Origin of the sequence: Isoptericola sp. NPDC019571 (assembly GCF_044389385.1) — a bacterium.
GTDB classification, from domain to species: Bacteria; Actinomycetota; Actinomycetes; order Actinomycetales; family Cellulomonadaceae; genus Isoptericola; species Isoptericola nanjingensis.
Window position 1 is genome coordinate 216,611 of the sequence record NZ_JBIRXZ010000001.1, and the last position, 13,703, is coordinate 230,313.

Here is a 13,703-nt window from a genome sequence, read left to right on the forward strand (position 1 = left end):
CGGGCGATGCCGCAATCTTGCGGCATCGCCCGGGCTTCTCTATCTCGGCGAGGAGCTTCTCTATCTCGCGGTCGGGGACTCCAGGTCGAAGCCGGGGTCGACGTCGACGATCTCCAGCAGCTCGCCGATCCGCGTGACCTCGAGGAGGAACCGGACGGTGGGCGGGGCGCGCAGCACCCGGACACGGTGCGGGCTGCGCGACGCGAGGCGTGCGAGGAACGCCACACCCGAGGAATCCATGAAGGTGACGTGATGGGCGTCGATCTCGACGGGGAGGCCGGAGCCCTCGGCGTCGGAGATGGCCTCGCCCAGCTCGGCTCCGATGTCGGCGTCGATCTCGCCGGACAGCACGACACGGGCGCGCGACGCGCCCACGATGACGTGCACGCTCGCGGGGTCTCCCAGCTCAGGCACCGCGTCTGCCTCCCTCACGTCCGCACGCCGCAGATCACGGGGGGTCGTGTTCGATCCGTCGTGCACGGTGCTCCTTCCACGCGCGGGGCGTTCACCTCGAGTCTCGGCGGACACCAATCTACGGTTGAATGACCAGCAAGAACACCAACCAGGGCGGGGAATCTCGGCAGTGGAGGCATTATGACCGAATCATCCGGTCCTGTGCCGCCCCTCCCGGACGGATTTCTCGACGGGGCGATCGCGGCCGCCGTCATCCCCGCGTTCGTCACCGGCGCCTGGGAGGACGGGATGCCCGTCCTGTGGATCAACGACGCCTTCGCACGGGAGTCCGGGATCGGCGTCAACGACCTCGCCGTCCTGGGCAGGCACCCGCTCCTGGAGCTCGTGGACGACGACGCGGAGCGCGAGCGCAGCCAGGGCGACCTGCGCGCCGGGCGGCCCACCACCCGCATGGTGAGCGGGCGGCTCGTGGACGGCCGCGCCACCTGGTGGCAGATCACGATGTCGCCGGTGCCGGGCGGACGGGGGCCGGCCGAGCACTGGTTCGGCACCGCCACGGACGTGTCGACGCACGTCGAGCGGCAGGCCAACCAGCTCGCCTCCCTCGAGGTGGAGCGCCGCGAGCGCGCGGACCTCGACCTCATCGCCCAGACCACGGAGCTGCTCGGCGACCTCGAGTACCCGTACGCGCTGCGCGACATCGCCGACCTGCTGCGCGCGCTCGTCCCCTGGGCCGGCTTCTACGTCAACGACGACGGGCTCGTCTTCGCCGACGGCGTGGACGTCGCGTCGCCGCCGAGCGGCCGCGGTCGCCGGCACGCCCGGTACGTGCCCGAGCTGCCCGACGACGCCTCCGGGGAACGGCCGGACCCGCCCGCCGACGGCGAGGCCCGCGAGCCGGTGCGGGACGAGGTGCAGGACCTGCTCGAGGGGGTCGTCGAGGGACCGGTGATGCTCCGTCTGGGGGCGGGCTTCCCGGCGCACTCCGCCTCCGGGTGGCTGCGCCGCGACCTGCTGCGTCGCGTGGTCGAGGAGACCGGGGCGCTGCCGCGCGCCGTCGTCGTGCACGCGGTGGCGGGGCGCCGCCGCGTGCTGGGGTTGCTCGCCACCTGGCACGGCGTGGGGGTGGCGCCCGACGGCACGGTCACCGAGGAGGTCCGGCCCGGTCCGGGCGAGCCGCAGCACGTGCACACCGTGATCGAGGTGGTGGCGCGCCGGGCGGGCACCGCCATCGACAACGCGCGCCTGTACGCGCGCGAGCACCGGCTCGCCGAGGCGCTGCAGCGCGCCATGCTGCCCGAGCAGGCCGACGTGTCCGGGCTCGACGTGTGGACCTACTACGCGCCCAACGCCGAGCACGCCCAGGTGGGCGGCGACTGGTACGACGTGCTGCAGATCAACGAGGGCACCGTCGGGCTGGTGGTCGGCGACGTCGTCGGGCACGACGTCGAGGCCGCGGCGGCCATGGGGCAGCTGCGGTCCGTGGTGCGGTCGTACGCGTTCGAGCTCGCCACGCCCGGGATCGTCGTGGACCGGGTGGACCAGCTCGTCACGGGGATGCGCATCCCGCGGTCGGCATCGATGGTCTACGCCACCCTCAAGCACCAGCAGGACGGCGACGCGTGGACCGTGCAGTACACGCGCGCCGGCCACCTGCCGCCCCTGCTGCTGCGCGACGGCAAGGTCACCCAGCTCGCGGGCGGCGCCGGCTCCCTGGTCGGCTTCGGGTCGAAGCCGCGCACCACCGGGCAGGCCGAGCTGCGCCGCGGCGACGTGCTCCTCTTCTACACCGACGGCCTGATCGAGCGCCGCGACCGGTCGCTCAAGGTCGGGCTCGACGCCCTCGTCGAGACGTCGGGCCGCATCACCGCCCGCGACGCCGCCGGGGTGGGGGAGGAGCTGCTGTCCCGGCTCGCCGACGCGCCCGAGGACGACGTCGCGCTCGTCGTCGTGCGCGTGCCCGACCCGGTCGCCGACGCGCAGGTCCAGCCGCTCAGCCCGCGGTCGCGGCGGTGGCTGCTGCCCAGCGAGCCGGCGTCCATCGGCCGGGCCCGGCACGCCGTGCTGCGCACCTGCCAGGCCTGGGGCCTGCCGGAGTCCGCGTCGGCGGAGCTGGTCGTCTCCGAGCTCGTCGCCAACGGCGTGCTGCACGGCTGGGGCAACATCGCGCTGCGCCTCTTCGACACCGGCGACGGGCTGCGGATCGAGGTGGAGGACTCCAACCCCGCGCCGCCCGTCACCACCGACGGCCACCCCAACCGCGTGGGCGGGTTCGGGATGCAGATCGTCGAGCGGCTCGCCGACTGGGGCTGGCGGCCCGCCGGCTCCGGCAAGCTCGTGTGGGCCAAGCTGCACGCGAACGCCGTCGCGCCCGGCTGACCTGGTCCGTCGGTCGAGCCTGTTCGAGACCGTGCGTGTCTCGAACAGCTCAACCCACGAGCGCGCGGACCTCTTCCGGCGAGGTGCCGGAGTCGCGCAGGAACTGCGCGCAGCGCTCCGCCTCGTCGGCCTCGCCGATCTGCGCGGCCGCCTCGGACAGCGCGGCGAGCGCGCGCAGGAACCCCTGGTTGGGCTCGTGGTCGGCGGGGATCGGGCCCTGGCCGCGCCAGCCCGCTCGACGCAGAGCGTCGAGGCCGCGGTGGTAGCCGGTGCGCGCGTACGCGTACGCCGTCACGGACCGGGCGGCGGTGGGCGCGTCGCCCGCGGCGTCGAGCGTGGCCTCGGCGAGCACGGCCCAGGCGAGGGACGACGCGGGGTGGTCGGCGGCCAGCCGGGCCGGGTCCTCCCCGGCGTCCAGGCCGTCGCGCACCTCGGGGTGGTCGTCGGGCAGGCGGGTCGGGGGCGGGCCGGCGAGCAGGTCGTCCACAGGGGAGGTCATGACGCCCATTCTGGCCCGACTCCCGCCCGCTCCACAGATCGACGCCTCGGGCGCCGCGCGGGGCCGGTCGCGGGTACGCTCGCTCCATGATCGAGATCGCGACGTCTTCGACGACGACGACGCTCGTGATCGCCGGTGACCTCGACCTCGCGGAACGTGACCAGTTCCCGGAGATCGCCACCCGGGTGGTCGGGCTGCGGCGCCAGCTGCTGGTGATCGACATGTGCCGCGTCACGTTCATGGACTCGACTGGGGCCGCCTTCCTCATCTCCCTCGCGGACGCCGGGCGCAAGCGCGGCGGTGCCACCGTGCTGCGCGGCGCGGACGAGCGCGACCTGTTCGTGCTGGAGGTGTGCGGGGCCCTCGACCTGTTCCGCATCGACCGCGACCACCGCTGCGAGTCGGCGCCCGCGCCGTCCACCCCCGCGACGCACCACCCGGCCGGCTGAGCGCGCCGGACCGACGGGCAGGTCACGGGCGGGTAAACTCGGGCGCGGCCCGGACCAGGAGGCCCGCCTCCTCAGGTGACGTGGGTGAACACGCCGGGCCTCGTCGACGCGAGGAGATTTCATGCCAGCCGTGGTGCTCGTCGGTGCCCAGTGGGGCGATGAGGGCAAGGGGAAGGCCACGGACCTGCTCGGGTCCCGGGTCGACTACGTCGTGAAGTTCAACGGCGGCAACAACGCGGGGCACACCGTCGTCATCGGCGACGAGAAGTACGCCCTGCACCTGCTGCCCTCCGGCATCCTGTCGCCCGGCGTCGTCCCCGTCATCGGCAACGGCGTGGTGGTCGACATCGACGTGCTGTTCGAGGAGCTGGACGACCTCATCGCGCGGGGCGTGGACGTCTCCCGCCTGCTGGTCTCGAGCCAGGCGCACGTCATCGCCGGCTACCACCGCACGCTCGACAAGGTCACCGAGCGCTTCCTCGGCAAGCGCCGCATCGGCACCACGGGCCGCGGCATCGGGCCGGCGTACGCGGACAAGATCAACCGGGTCGGCATCCGCATCGGCGACCTGTTCGACCCCAAGATCCTGCGGGAGAAGGTCGAGGGCTCCCTCGACCAGAAGAACCACCTGCTGGTGAAGGTCTACAACCGCCGCGCCGTGGAGATCGACGAGACCGTCGACGAGTTGCTGGCGCACGCCGAGCGTCTCAAGCCGATGGTCGCGAACACGCCGCTGGTGCTCAACCAGGCGCTCGACGCGGGCAAGAACGTGCTGTTCGAGGCCGGCCAGGCCACCATGCTCGACATCGACCACGGCACCTACCCGTTCGTCACGTCGTCGAGCGCGACCGCCGGCGGCGCGGTGACCGGCTCGGGCATCGGGCCCACCCGCGTGGACTCCGTCATCGGCGTCATCAAGGCGTACACGACGCGCGTCGGCGAGGGCCCGTTCCCCACCGAGCTGTTCGACGACATGGGCGAGTACCTGCTCAAGACCGGCGGCGAGTACGGCGTCACGACCGGCCGCGCGCGCCGCTGCGGCTGGTACGACTCCGTCATCGCGCGCTACGCGTCGCGCATCAACGGCCTCACCGACCTCGTGGTGACGAAGCTGGACGTGCTCACGGGCCTGGAGAAGGTGCCGGTCTGCGTGGCCTACGACGTGGACGGCACCCGCTACGACGAGATGCCCGACGACCAGTCCGCGTTCCACCACGCGAAGCCGATCTACGAGGAGATGCCGGGCTGGTGGGAGGACATCTCGCACGCCCGCACCATCGAGGACCTGCCGGCCAACGCGCAGGCGTACCTCGCCCGGCTGGAGGAGCTGTCCGGCTGCCGCATCTCCGCGGTGGGCGTCGGCCCGCGGCGTGACGAGATCATCCCGGTGCACGACCTGATCCACGCCCGGGCATGACGGCGACGGGCCAGGTCGTCGACGCGCTCGCCCCCACGGGCGTGCTGCGCGCGGTCGTCAACCTCGGCAACCCGGTGCTGGCGCAGGGCACGCGCCAGCACCCGTCCGGGGTGACCGTCGACCTCGCCCGCGAGCTGGCCCGGCGCCTCGGCGTCGAGGGAGTGCTGGAGTGCGTCGACGCGGCGCGGCACTCGTTCGCGGCGGTCGCCGACGGCCGGGCCGACGTCGGCTTCCTCGCCGTGGAGCCGGAGCGCGCCGAGCAGGTCGCGTTCACCGCGCCGTACGTGCTGATCGAGGGCGTGTTCGCCGTGCCGGAGGACTCGCGCGTCCGCGCGGCCGAGGACGTCGACCGACCGGGCGTGCGCGTCGGGGTGAAGCAGGGCTCGGCGTACGACCTGTACCTCACGCGCACGCTCCGGCGCGCGGAGGTGGTGCGCGGGGCCGACGGCACCGTCGCCTTCGAGGAGCACGGCCTGGAGGTGGCGGCCGGCATCCGGCAGCCGCTGACCCGGTACGTCGCCGAGCACCCCGGGCTGCGCGTGGTCGAGCCGCGGTTCACCGAGATCCGGCAGGCCGTCGCCACCGGCCGCGACCGCGACCCCGTCGCCGTCGCGTGGCTGCGCGACGTCGTCGCCGAGCTGACCGCCGACGGCTTCGTCGCGGAGTCGCTCGCCCGGTCGGGGCAGGACGCCACCGTGCCCGGGGGAACAACGGCCTGACCTGGCGGGTTGTCCCGGCATGACGACGTCGGGAACGACCGAGACGGACGACCAGCGCGCCCTGCTCGCCCTGGTGGCGGACGGCAACAAGGGTGTCCTCACGACCCTGCGGCGCGCGGGCCGCCCCCAGCTGTCCAACGTGCTCTACGCGTGGGACGAGGAGACGCGGACGGCGCGCGTGTCCGTGACCGCGGACCGCGCCAAGACCCGCAACGCCGCGCGCGACCCCCGCGTCGCGCTGCACGTGAGCGCCCCGGACTTCTGGAGCTACGCCGTCCTCGACGGCACGGCGGAGCTGAGCGACGTGGCGACCGACGCCCACGACGCCGCCGCAGACGAGCTCGTCGAGACGTTCCGCGTCGCCGCCCGCCAGGAGCATCCCGACTGGGAGGAGTTCCGGCAGGCGATGGTGGCAGACCGTCGCCAGGTGCTGCGCCTGCGCGTCGACCGCGTCTACGGGATGGCCCGCCTGCCGCAGCCCTGAGCGGCCCGGCGCGGCTCGCGGGCACGGCGTCCGCGGACGCCACGGCACCCCCGTCGCGGGGGTCGTTAGCATGGTCGCCCGTGAAGATCCTTGTCGTCGGGACCGGCGCCCGCGAGCACGCCATCGTCCACGCCCTCGCGTCGGAGGAGACCGCGCACGAGCTGCACGCCGCGCCGGGCAACCCCGGCATGTCCGCGCAGGCCGAGCTGCACCCGGTGGACGCGAACGACGGCCGGGCCGTCGCCGCCCTCGCCCGGACGCTCGGCGTCGACCTGGTCGTCGTCGGGCCCGAGGCTCCCCTCGTGGCCGGGGTGGCCGACGCGGTCCGCGAGGCCGGGATCCCCGTCTTCGGGCCGTCGGCCGAGGCGGCCCGGCTCGAGGGGTCGAAGGCGTTCGCGAAGGACGTCATGGCCGCCGCGAACGTGCCCACCGCGATGGCGCACGTGTGCACCACCGTCGAGCAGGTCGCCGACGCGCTCGACGCCTTCGGCGCCCCCTACGTCGTCAAGGACGACGGGCTCGCCGCCGGCAAGGGCGTCGTCGTGACGTCGGACCGGGACGCCGCCCTCGCGCACGCCCGCGAGGCGCTCCAGGCCCGCGGCGACGACGGCACCGTGGTGGTCGAGGAGTACCTCGACGGCCCGGAGGTCTCGCTGTTCTGCCTGTGCGACGGCGCCACGGTCGTGCCGATGGTCCCCGCGCAGGACTTCAAGCGGGTGGGCGACGACGACGCCGGCCCCAACACGGGCGGCATGGGCGCGTACACGCCGCTCGACTGGGCGCCGTCGGGCCTCGTGGCCGAGGTGGTCGACCGGATCGCGCAGCCCACCGTGGACGAGATGGCCCGCCGCGGCACCCCGTTCTCCGGCGTCCTCTACGTGGGGCTGGCGCTGACCTCCCGCGGCACCCGCGTGGTGGAGTTCAACGCCCGCTTCGGCGACCCGGAGATCCAGGCCGTGCTCGCGCGGCTGCGCACCCCGCTGTCGGGCGTGCTGCTCGCCGCCGCCACCGGCCGCCTCGACGGCATCGAGCCGCTGCGCTGGTCGGACGAGGCCGTGGTGAACGTCGTCGTCGCCTCCCAGGGCTACCCCGAGTCGCCGCGCAAGGGCGACCCGATCACTGGCATCGCCGACGCCGAGGCGCTGGCCGACGTGCACGTGCTGCACGCCGGCACCGCCGTCGTCGACGGCGCGCTGGTGTCCGCCGGGGGACGCGTGCTGTCCGTCGTCGGCCGGGGCGCGGACCTCGCGGCCGCCCGGGCGGCGTCCTACGCCGGGGTCGAGAAGATCGCGCTGGACGGCTCCCACCACCGCAGCGACATCGCGCTGAAGGCCGAGCGCGGCGAGGTCGCCGTCCCCTGACGGCTGCCTCCCGACGTCGTGCGAGACGCTCGACGCCGCCCCGCGGCGCGGTGAGAGACTGTGCGTCGTGACCGAGACGCACGATGTCGACCAGCCCGGTGCCGACCAGAACGACGCCTTCGCCGGGGGACCGCTCGACCTGCCGGGGTGGCGGCACGTCTACTCCGGCAAGGTCCGCGACCTGTACGAGCCGGACCTGCCGGCGCTGGGCGGCGTGCACCCGCTGGGCGACGTCGTCCTCGTCGTCGCGTCCGACCGCCTCTCGGCGCACGACCACGTGCTCACCCCCGGCATCCCGGACAAGGGCGTGGTGCTCACGCAGCTCAGCCTGTGGTGGTTCGAGCAGCTCGCGGACGTCGTGGACAACCACGTCGTGTCCACCGAGGCGAGCGCCGAGCCGGGCGACGGCCTCGTGCCCGACGTCGTCGCCGGCCGCGCGATGATCTGCCGCCGGCTCGAGATGTTCCCCGTCGAGTGCGTCGCGCGCGGCTACCTCACCGGCTCCGGCCTGGCCGAGTACCGCGCGTCCGGCGAGGTCACGGGCATCCCGCTGCCGGCCGGCCTGGTCGACGGCTCGCGCCTGCCGGAGCCGATCTTCACCCCCGCAACCAAGGCCGAGGTGGGGGAGCACGACGAGAACGTGCCGTTCGAGGAGGTGGCCCGCCGGATCGGCGACGACGCCGCCACGCGCCTGCGGGACCTCACGCTCGCCGTCTACGCCCGCGCCGAGGAGATCGCGCGCGAGCGCGGCGTGATCCTCGCGGACACCAAGCTGGAGTTCGGCGTCGACCCTGCGACCGGGGCGACCGTGCTCGGCGACGAGGTGCTCACGCCCGACTCGTCGCGGTTCTGGCCCGCCGACGAGTGGGAGCCGGGGCGCTCGCAGCCGAGCTTCGACAAGCAGATCGTGCGCGACTGGCTGACGTCCCCCGCCTCCGGCTGGGACCGCGCGTCCGACGTGCCGCCGCCCGTGCTGCCGTCCGAGGTCGTCGAGCGCACCCGCGACCGCTACCTCGAGGCGTACGAGCGGCTCACGGGGGCGCCCCTGCGCTGAGGCGCCCCCGCGGGTCGGCGGGTCAGAGGCCGGAGCCCTGGACGCTGGCCTCCAGCGGCGAGTCGTCCGGGTTCTGCGCCCAGCACATGAGGCGCCGGTCGCCGAACGTCCACGACGCCTCGGTGGGGTAGAGGTACATCATGTCGAGGCCGGACGCGTCGTAGTCCGTGCCGACGTAGTCGGCGAACTCCTCGAAGCAGAAGTCCTCGGTGGTGGCGACGACGGAGTCCTCGCCCGGGTACTCGGCGTCCGTCAGCTCGTCGACGCCCACCAGCTCCGCCCCGTGCGGCGACGTGCAGTCGACCGCGACGATGCCGGTGAGGTCGGTGGCGTCGGCCGGCAGCTCGAAGCAGTCGCCCAGGTTCAGGTTCGCCCCGGTGCGGTCGGCGTACGACTCCTCGAAGCCCTGGCTGAACCCCTCCTGGAGCTCGTCGTTCGTCGCCGCCAGGACGACCAGCCCGACGACCAGGAGCCAGCCGAGGATCCCGAGCGCGCCGAGCACGACGCCGGCGATCGCCAGGCCACGGCCGCTCTGTCCCGTACGCCGGGTGCGCCGCATCCCCGCGATGCCGAGGCCCAGCGCGACGGGGCTGATGCCGAGGATGCCGGTGATCAGCGCGGCGATCGAGAGCCCGTCCGTCCCCGGCGCGGGCTGCCCGTACGGGGACGGCGCGCCGTAGGGCGCGGGCTGCGCGTACGGGGTCGGCCGGCCGCCGTACGGGCCCTGCTGGTCGTACGGCGACCCCGGGGCGGGCGAGCCGGGCTGGGCGTACGGCGCCGGCGGCTCGGTCGGGGCGGGCTCCGGCGAGGGCGTCGCGCCGGCGTCGGGCGTGGCGTACGGGTCGGGCGTGCCGCCGGAGGGCGGAGGGGTGGGTGCGGACATGCTTCCTCGGGGTCGGTGCGATGGTGGATGACGCGGCATCGACGGCGCCGTCGTCCGGCTGCGCCCCGCGGCGTCAGAAGGCTAGCGCGCGGGCGGTAGACTCGTCGCGGAATCCCGCCGTCGTGCTCCCGCCCCCACGCGCGCGCCTCCGCGGCGCCGCCCGTGCCGGGATCCCGGAGCGGCGGCCGCTGGACCACCCGGCCAGCTACCGGTCACGATCCAAGGAGCACCCGTGGGACGCGTCGTCGTCGAGGTCATGCCCAAGCCCGAGATCCTGGACCCCCAGGGCAAGGCCGTCGTGGGGGCACTGCCCCGCCTCGGCTTCACCCAGTTCAGCGGGGTGCGCCAGGGCAAGCGGTTCGAGCTCGAGGTGGACGGCGACGTCACGCCCGAGGTGCTCGCCGCCGCCCAGCAGGCCGCCGAGACGCTGCTGTCCAACCCCGTCATCGAGGACGTCGTGCGCGTGGCGGACGCCGCGACGGACGCCGCTGGGACGATCACGTCCGAGGGCGTGGCCTGATGTCGGCCGCCACCCTCGCCTCCGCGCGGATCGGCGTCATCACCTTCCCCGGCACGCTCGACGACCGGGACGCCTTCCGCGCGGTGCGGCTCGCGGGCGGGGAGCCCGTGTCGCTGTGGCACGCCGACGGCGACCTCCAGGGTGTCGACGCCGTCGTCCTGCCCGGCGGGTTCTCGTACGGCGACTACCTGCGCGCCGGCGCCATCTCGCGCTTCGCGCCCGCCATGGACGCCGTGGTGGACGCCGCCAAGGGCGGCATGCCGGTGCTCGGTATCTGCAACGGCTTCCAGGTGCTGACCGAGGCGCACCTGCTGCCCGGTTCGATGGTGAAGAACGACCACCTGCACTTCGTGTGCCGCGAGCAGGTGCTGTCGGTCGAGAACACGTCGACGGCCTGGACCAACCAGTACCGACCCGGTCAGCACATCACCATCCCGCTGAAGAACCAGGACGGCCAGTTCGTGGCCGACGACCGCACCCTCGACGAGCTCGAGGGCGAGGGCCGCGTCGTGTTCCGCTACCAGGGCTGGAACCCGAACGGCTCGCGTCGTGACATCGCGGGCATCACCAACGAGCGCGGCAACGTGGTCGGCCTCATGCCGCACCCGGAGCACGCCGTCGAGGCCGGGTTCGGTCCGGACGGCGAGGCCGGCCCGCGCTCCGGCACGGACGGCCTCGGCTTCTTCACGTCGGTGCTGGCCTCGCTCGTCTCGGCATGACCGCCACCACGGTCCTCCCGTCGACCGTCGGGCCCGAGGGCCTGACGGTCGACGCCGTGGCGTGGGACGACCCCGCTGCCGCGGGGCTGCGCGCCGCGCAGGAGGCCGAGATGGCCGTGCGGTACGGCGGAGAGGACGAAGCGCCGACGATCGACCCGCGGTCGATCGTCGTCACGCTCGTCGCCCGGCTGGACGGCCGCCCCGTCGGCACCGCCGCGGTGCGCGACGTCTCCGGCACGGACGACCGGCGCGGCCGCGGCACGGCGCACCCGGCCGCGACCGGCGAGGTCAAGCGCCTGTACGTGGACGGCGACGCCCGCGGGCGCGGCGTCGCGCGGCGGCTGATGGCCGAGCTGGAGCGCGCCGCCCGTCAGGTCGGCTTCCGCCGGTTCGTGCTCGAGACCGGCACCGCCCAGCCCGAGGCGATCGCGCTGTACGAGGCCATCGGCTACGAGCCGATCGAGTCCTTCGGCGACCACGCCGGGTTCGAGCAGCAGCGCTGCTACGGCAAGCGGCTCTGACCTCTCCCGTCGGTCGAGCCTGTCGAGACCACGGTTCGGGTGTCGACAGGCTCAACCAGCGGCGCCCGCGGACCAGGCGGGCAGCTGCTGCAGCGTCCAGGAGTTGCCGTCCGGGTCGGCGAACGTGACGAACCGGCCCCAGGGCTGGTCGTCCACGCCGTCGGCCTCGACGCCGACGCCCCGCAGGTGCGCCAGCGCCTCGTCCGCGTCGGGCACCACCACCTGGATCGCGTCCAGCTGACCCGGCTGCAGCGTGCCGCCCAGCCCCGTGCCGAACGCGATGGAGCATGCTGAGCCCGGCGGCGTCATCTGGACGAACCGCAGGTCGTCGTTCACCTGCTGGTCGTGGTCGGCGTGGAAGCCGACGCGCTCGTAGAACTCCTTCGCCCGGTCCACGTCGCTCACGGGCACGTGGATGAGCTCGATCTTCCAGTCCATGGTCTGCTCCTCGGTCGTCCTCGGGTGGGTCATGCCTGGTCGAGCAGGGGCCGCACCTCGCGGCCGAGCAGCTCGACGAACCCGGCGAGGTCGGGCTCGTCGGCGGTCGGCTGCACCGCGACCGCGGAGGCGCCGGCGGCCGCCAGGCGGAGCACGGCGTCGGCGATGGTGCGTGCGTCGCCGGCCGCGCCGATGCCGCGCCCGGGCTCCGCACCCCACAGCGGGAGCTCGGCGTCGAGCCGCTGCTGCGCGCCGTCGCCCGTGGCGGCGATGAGCGTGGCGTACACGTTCGGAGCGGGCCGACCGGCCTGCTGCGCCGCAGCCCCGGCGGTCTCGGCGGCGGCGCGTACGTCGTCGGGCGTGAGCGCGTTCGCGAGGATCAGGCCGTCGCCCAGCTCGCCTGCGAGAGCCAGGGAGCGCGGGCCCACGCCGCCCACCACGATCGGAACGTCGGGTGCCGGCCACGCCAGGCGGACGGAGTCGAGCCGGACGTAGCGTCCCGACGTCGTCACCTCCTCGCCGGCAAGGAGGCTGTGCAGCGCCGCGGTGTGCTCGCGCAGAAGGGTCAGCGGGGAGTCCACCCGCACGCCGGACTGGCCCATCCACTCCTGCACCCCGTGCCCCACCGCGGGCACGAACCGGCCGGGGAACATCCGCGCGACGGTGGCGATCTCCATCGCCGTCACCGCGGTGCTGCGCAGCGGGGCCGGCATGAGCCCGATCCCGACGCGCACCCGCTCGGTCCAGGCGAGCGCGGCGGCGGCCGACGCGATGCCGCTCTGCTTGAAGCAGTCCTCCCACACCCACAGGTCGTCGAGGTCGGCGGCCTCGACGGCGGTCGCGAGGGAGCGCAGCGACTCCGGTTCCATCGTGGGGACGAAGGCGACACCGAGGCGGACGGCGGGGCGGGCTTCCGGGACTGGGGTGACCGTCATCACGCCATCGTGCCGCGGGACACCGACACCCGCCCGCGTCAGGTCAGGCGGGCTCGTCGCGCAGGTACGCGAGCTGGGCGACGACGGACTGCCGCGCCGCGCGGCGCACCGACGGGTCCACCTCGGCGTAGACGTGCGCCACGACCGCGTCGGCGTCCGCCGTCGGGCCGAGCGTCGCGAGCGCGGCCCGCACCTGGTCCAGCCGCTCCAGGCGGTGACGCCGGTAGACCCGCACGGCGTCGCCAAGGTCCTCGATCCCGGGTCCGTGCCCCGGCAGGCCGACCCGGCCGTCGCCCACCCGTTCCAGCGCGTCCAGGCTGGCGAGGTAGTCCCGCAGGGACCCGTCCGGCTCGGCGATCACCGTGGTGCCCTGCCCGAGCACCGTGTCGCCCGTGAGCACCACGGGCTCGCTCGTCCCGGACGGGCCCGGCGCCGCCACGACGAACGACACGGAGTCGGCGGTGTGCCCCGGCGTCGCGAGGACGTCGACCCGGAGCCCGGCCGCGTCGATCGTCTCGCCGCCGCGCAGCGGCTCCCCGCCGTGGCAGTGCCCCGGGTCGGCGGCCCGCACCGGGGCGCCGGTCAGCGCGCGCAGGCGCGCCGAGCCGGCCGTGTGGTCGGCGTGCCGGTGCGTGACCAGCACCAGGTCCACCGGGCCCGCCTCGGCCAGGGTGGCGAGGTGCCGCTCGTCGTCGGGGCCCGGGTCCACGACCACGCACGACGTCGAGCCCGGTGCTCGCAGCACATACGAGCGCGTGCCGTCGAGCGTCATCGGGCCGGGGTTGTCCGCGCGGACGACGGTGACGTGGGGCATGCGCGTCTCGCTCTCGTGCGTCGGTGGTGGTCGGTGCCCGACCCGGCGCGTCCACGGTAGTCGAGTCACCGGGCGCCGCAGACCGCCGGAATTCCCG

16 protein-coding genes are annotated in these 13,703 nt (G+C 74.5%); 10 read left to right on the top strand and 6 right to left on the bottom strand.

The window, feature by feature from the left end; translation table 11 throughout:
- Nucleotides 1-60: 60 nt before the first annotated feature.
- The gene (locus ACH443_RS01015) at nt 61-414 is read right to left on the bottom strand and encodes an STAS domain-containing protein (RefSeq protein WP_429766118.1); all 354 of its coding nucleotides are present in this window, start codon (nt 412-414) and stop codon (nt 61-63) included.
- 180 nt (nt 415-594) lie between these two features.
- On the opposite strand from ACH443_RS01015, the gene ACH443_RS01020 reads away from it, so the two are divergent.
- Nucleotides 595-2,793, top strand: coding sequence for a SpoIIE family protein phosphatase (locus ACH443_RS01020; protein ID WP_430556383.1), 2,199 nt, complete (start codon nt 595-597; stop codon nt 2,791-2,793).
- Between the two features lie 49 nt (nt 2,794-2,842).
- Here the strand turns inward: ACH443_RS01020 and ACH443_RS01025 are convergent, their stop codons facing one another.
- On the bottom strand, nt 2,843-3,292 hold the full coding sequence (locus tag ACH443_RS01025; protein ID WP_430589227.1) for a DUF3151 domain-containing protein: 450 nt from the start codon (nt 3,290-3,292) through the stop codon (nt 2,843-2,845).
- An 86-nt stretch (nt 3,293-3,378) separates the two neighbouring features.
- Here ACH443_RS01025 and ACH443_RS01030 point away from each other — a divergent pair, with 86 nt between their 5' ends.
- From ACH443_RS01030 to ACH443_RS01055, 6 genes are all read left to right on the top strand, one after another.
- On the top strand, nt 3,379-3,741 hold the full coding sequence (locus tag ACH443_RS01030; RefSeq protein WP_429735554.1) for an STAS domain-containing protein: 363 nt from the start codon (nt 3,379-3,381) through the stop codon (nt 3,739-3,741).
- 121 nt (nt 3,742-3,862) lie between these two features.
- Complete coding sequence (locus ACH443_RS01035) at nt 3,863-5,158, top strand: adenylosuccinate synthase (protein WP_429766113.1); 1,296 nt, start codon at nt 3,863-3,865, stop codon at nt 5,156-5,158.
- A complete protein-coding gene (locus ACH443_RS01040) occupies nt 5,155-5,877 on the top strand; it encodes a transporter substrate-binding domain-containing protein (protein WP_430589228.1) in 723 nt (240 codons plus the stop codon). Before ACH443_RS01035 ends, ACH443_RS01040 begins: the two co-directional genes overlap by 4 nt.
- 19 nt (nt 5,878-5,896) lie before the next feature.
- Nucleotides 5,897-6,361 carry a PPOX class F420-dependent oxidoreductase gene (locus tag ACH443_RS01045; RefSeq protein ID WP_430589229.1) on the top strand — a complete coding sequence of 155 codons (465 nt, stop codon included), beginning with the start codon at nt 5,897-5,899 and terminating at the stop codon, nt 6,359-6,361.
- Nucleotides 6,362-6,441: 80 nt separating this feature from the next.
- The gene (purD, locus tag ACH443_RS01050; protein WP_430589230.1) at nt 6,442-7,722 is read left to right on the top strand and encodes a phosphoribosylamine--glycine ligase; all 1,281 of its coding nucleotides are present in this window, start codon (nt 6,442-6,444) and stop codon (nt 7,720-7,722) included.
- Nucleotides 7,723-7,861: 139 nt separating this feature from the next.
- Nucleotides 7,862-8,776 carry a phosphoribosylaminoimidazolesuccinocarboxamide synthase gene (locus tag ACH443_RS01055; RefSeq protein WP_430556505.1) on the top strand — a complete coding sequence of 305 codons (915 nt, stop codon included), beginning with the start codon at nt 7,862-7,864 and terminating at the stop codon, nt 8,774-8,776.
- A gap of 22 nt (nt 8,777-8,798) precedes the next feature.
- Here ACH443_RS01055 and ACH443_RS01060 read toward each other — a convergent pair whose 3' ends face one another.
- Nucleotides 8,799-9,659 (bottom strand): septum formation family protein, encoded by an 861-nt coding sequence (locus ACH443_RS01060; protein ID WP_430589231.1) that lies wholly within the window; start codon nt 9,657-9,659, stop codon nt 8,799-8,801.
- 232 nt (nt 9,660-9,891) lie between these two features.
- Between ACH443_RS01060 and purS the strand changes: the two genes are divergently transcribed.
- Genes purS through ACH443_RS01075 form a run of 3 tightly spaced genes read left to right on the top strand, consistent with a single transcriptional unit; the run spans nt 9,892 to nt 11,419 of the window.
- Nucleotides 9,892-10,179, top strand: coding sequence for a phosphoribosylformylglycinamidine synthase subunit PurS (gene purS / locus ACH443_RS01065; protein WP_429766102.1), 288 nt, complete (start codon nt 9,892-9,894; stop codon nt 10,177-10,179).
- Complete coding sequence (gene purQ, locus ACH443_RS01070; protein WP_429766101.1) at nt 10,179-10,898, top strand: phosphoribosylformylglycinamidine synthase subunit PurQ; 720 nt, start codon at nt 10,179-10,181, stop codon at nt 10,896-10,898. Before purS ends, purQ begins: the two co-directional genes overlap by 1 nt.
- Nucleotides 10,895-11,419, top strand: a complete 525-nt coding sequence (locus ACH443_RS01075) for a GNAT family N-acetyltransferase (protein ID WP_430589232.1) — start codon at nt 10,895-10,897, stop codon at nt 11,417-11,419. Before purQ ends, ACH443_RS01075 begins: the two co-directional genes overlap by 4 nt.
- Before the next feature lie 51 nt (nt 11,420-11,470).
- Here ACH443_RS01075 and ACH443_RS01080 read toward each other — a convergent pair whose 3' ends face one another.
- Genes ACH443_RS01080 through ACH443_RS01090 form a run of 3 tightly spaced genes read right to left on the bottom strand, consistent with a single transcriptional unit; the run spans nt 11,471 to nt 13,606 of the window.
- Nucleotides 11,471-11,857 (bottom strand): GNAT family N-acetyltransferase, encoded by a 387-nt coding sequence (locus ACH443_RS01080; protein WP_430589233.1) that lies wholly within the window; start codon nt 11,855-11,857, stop codon nt 11,471-11,473.
- Between the two features lie 29 nt (nt 11,858-11,886).
- On the bottom strand, nt 11,887-12,792 hold the full coding sequence (locus ACH443_RS01085) for an LLM class flavin-dependent oxidoreductase (RefSeq protein ID WP_430589234.1): 906 nt from the start codon (nt 12,790-12,792) through the stop codon (nt 11,887-11,889).
- A gap of 43 nt (nt 12,793-12,835) precedes the next feature.
- Nucleotides 12,836-13,606, bottom strand: a complete 771-nt coding sequence (locus tag ACH443_RS01090; RefSeq protein ID WP_430589235.1) for an MBL fold metallo-hydrolase — start codon at nt 13,604-13,606, stop codon at nt 12,836-12,838.
- Nucleotides 13,607-13,703 lie beyond the last annotated feature (97 nt).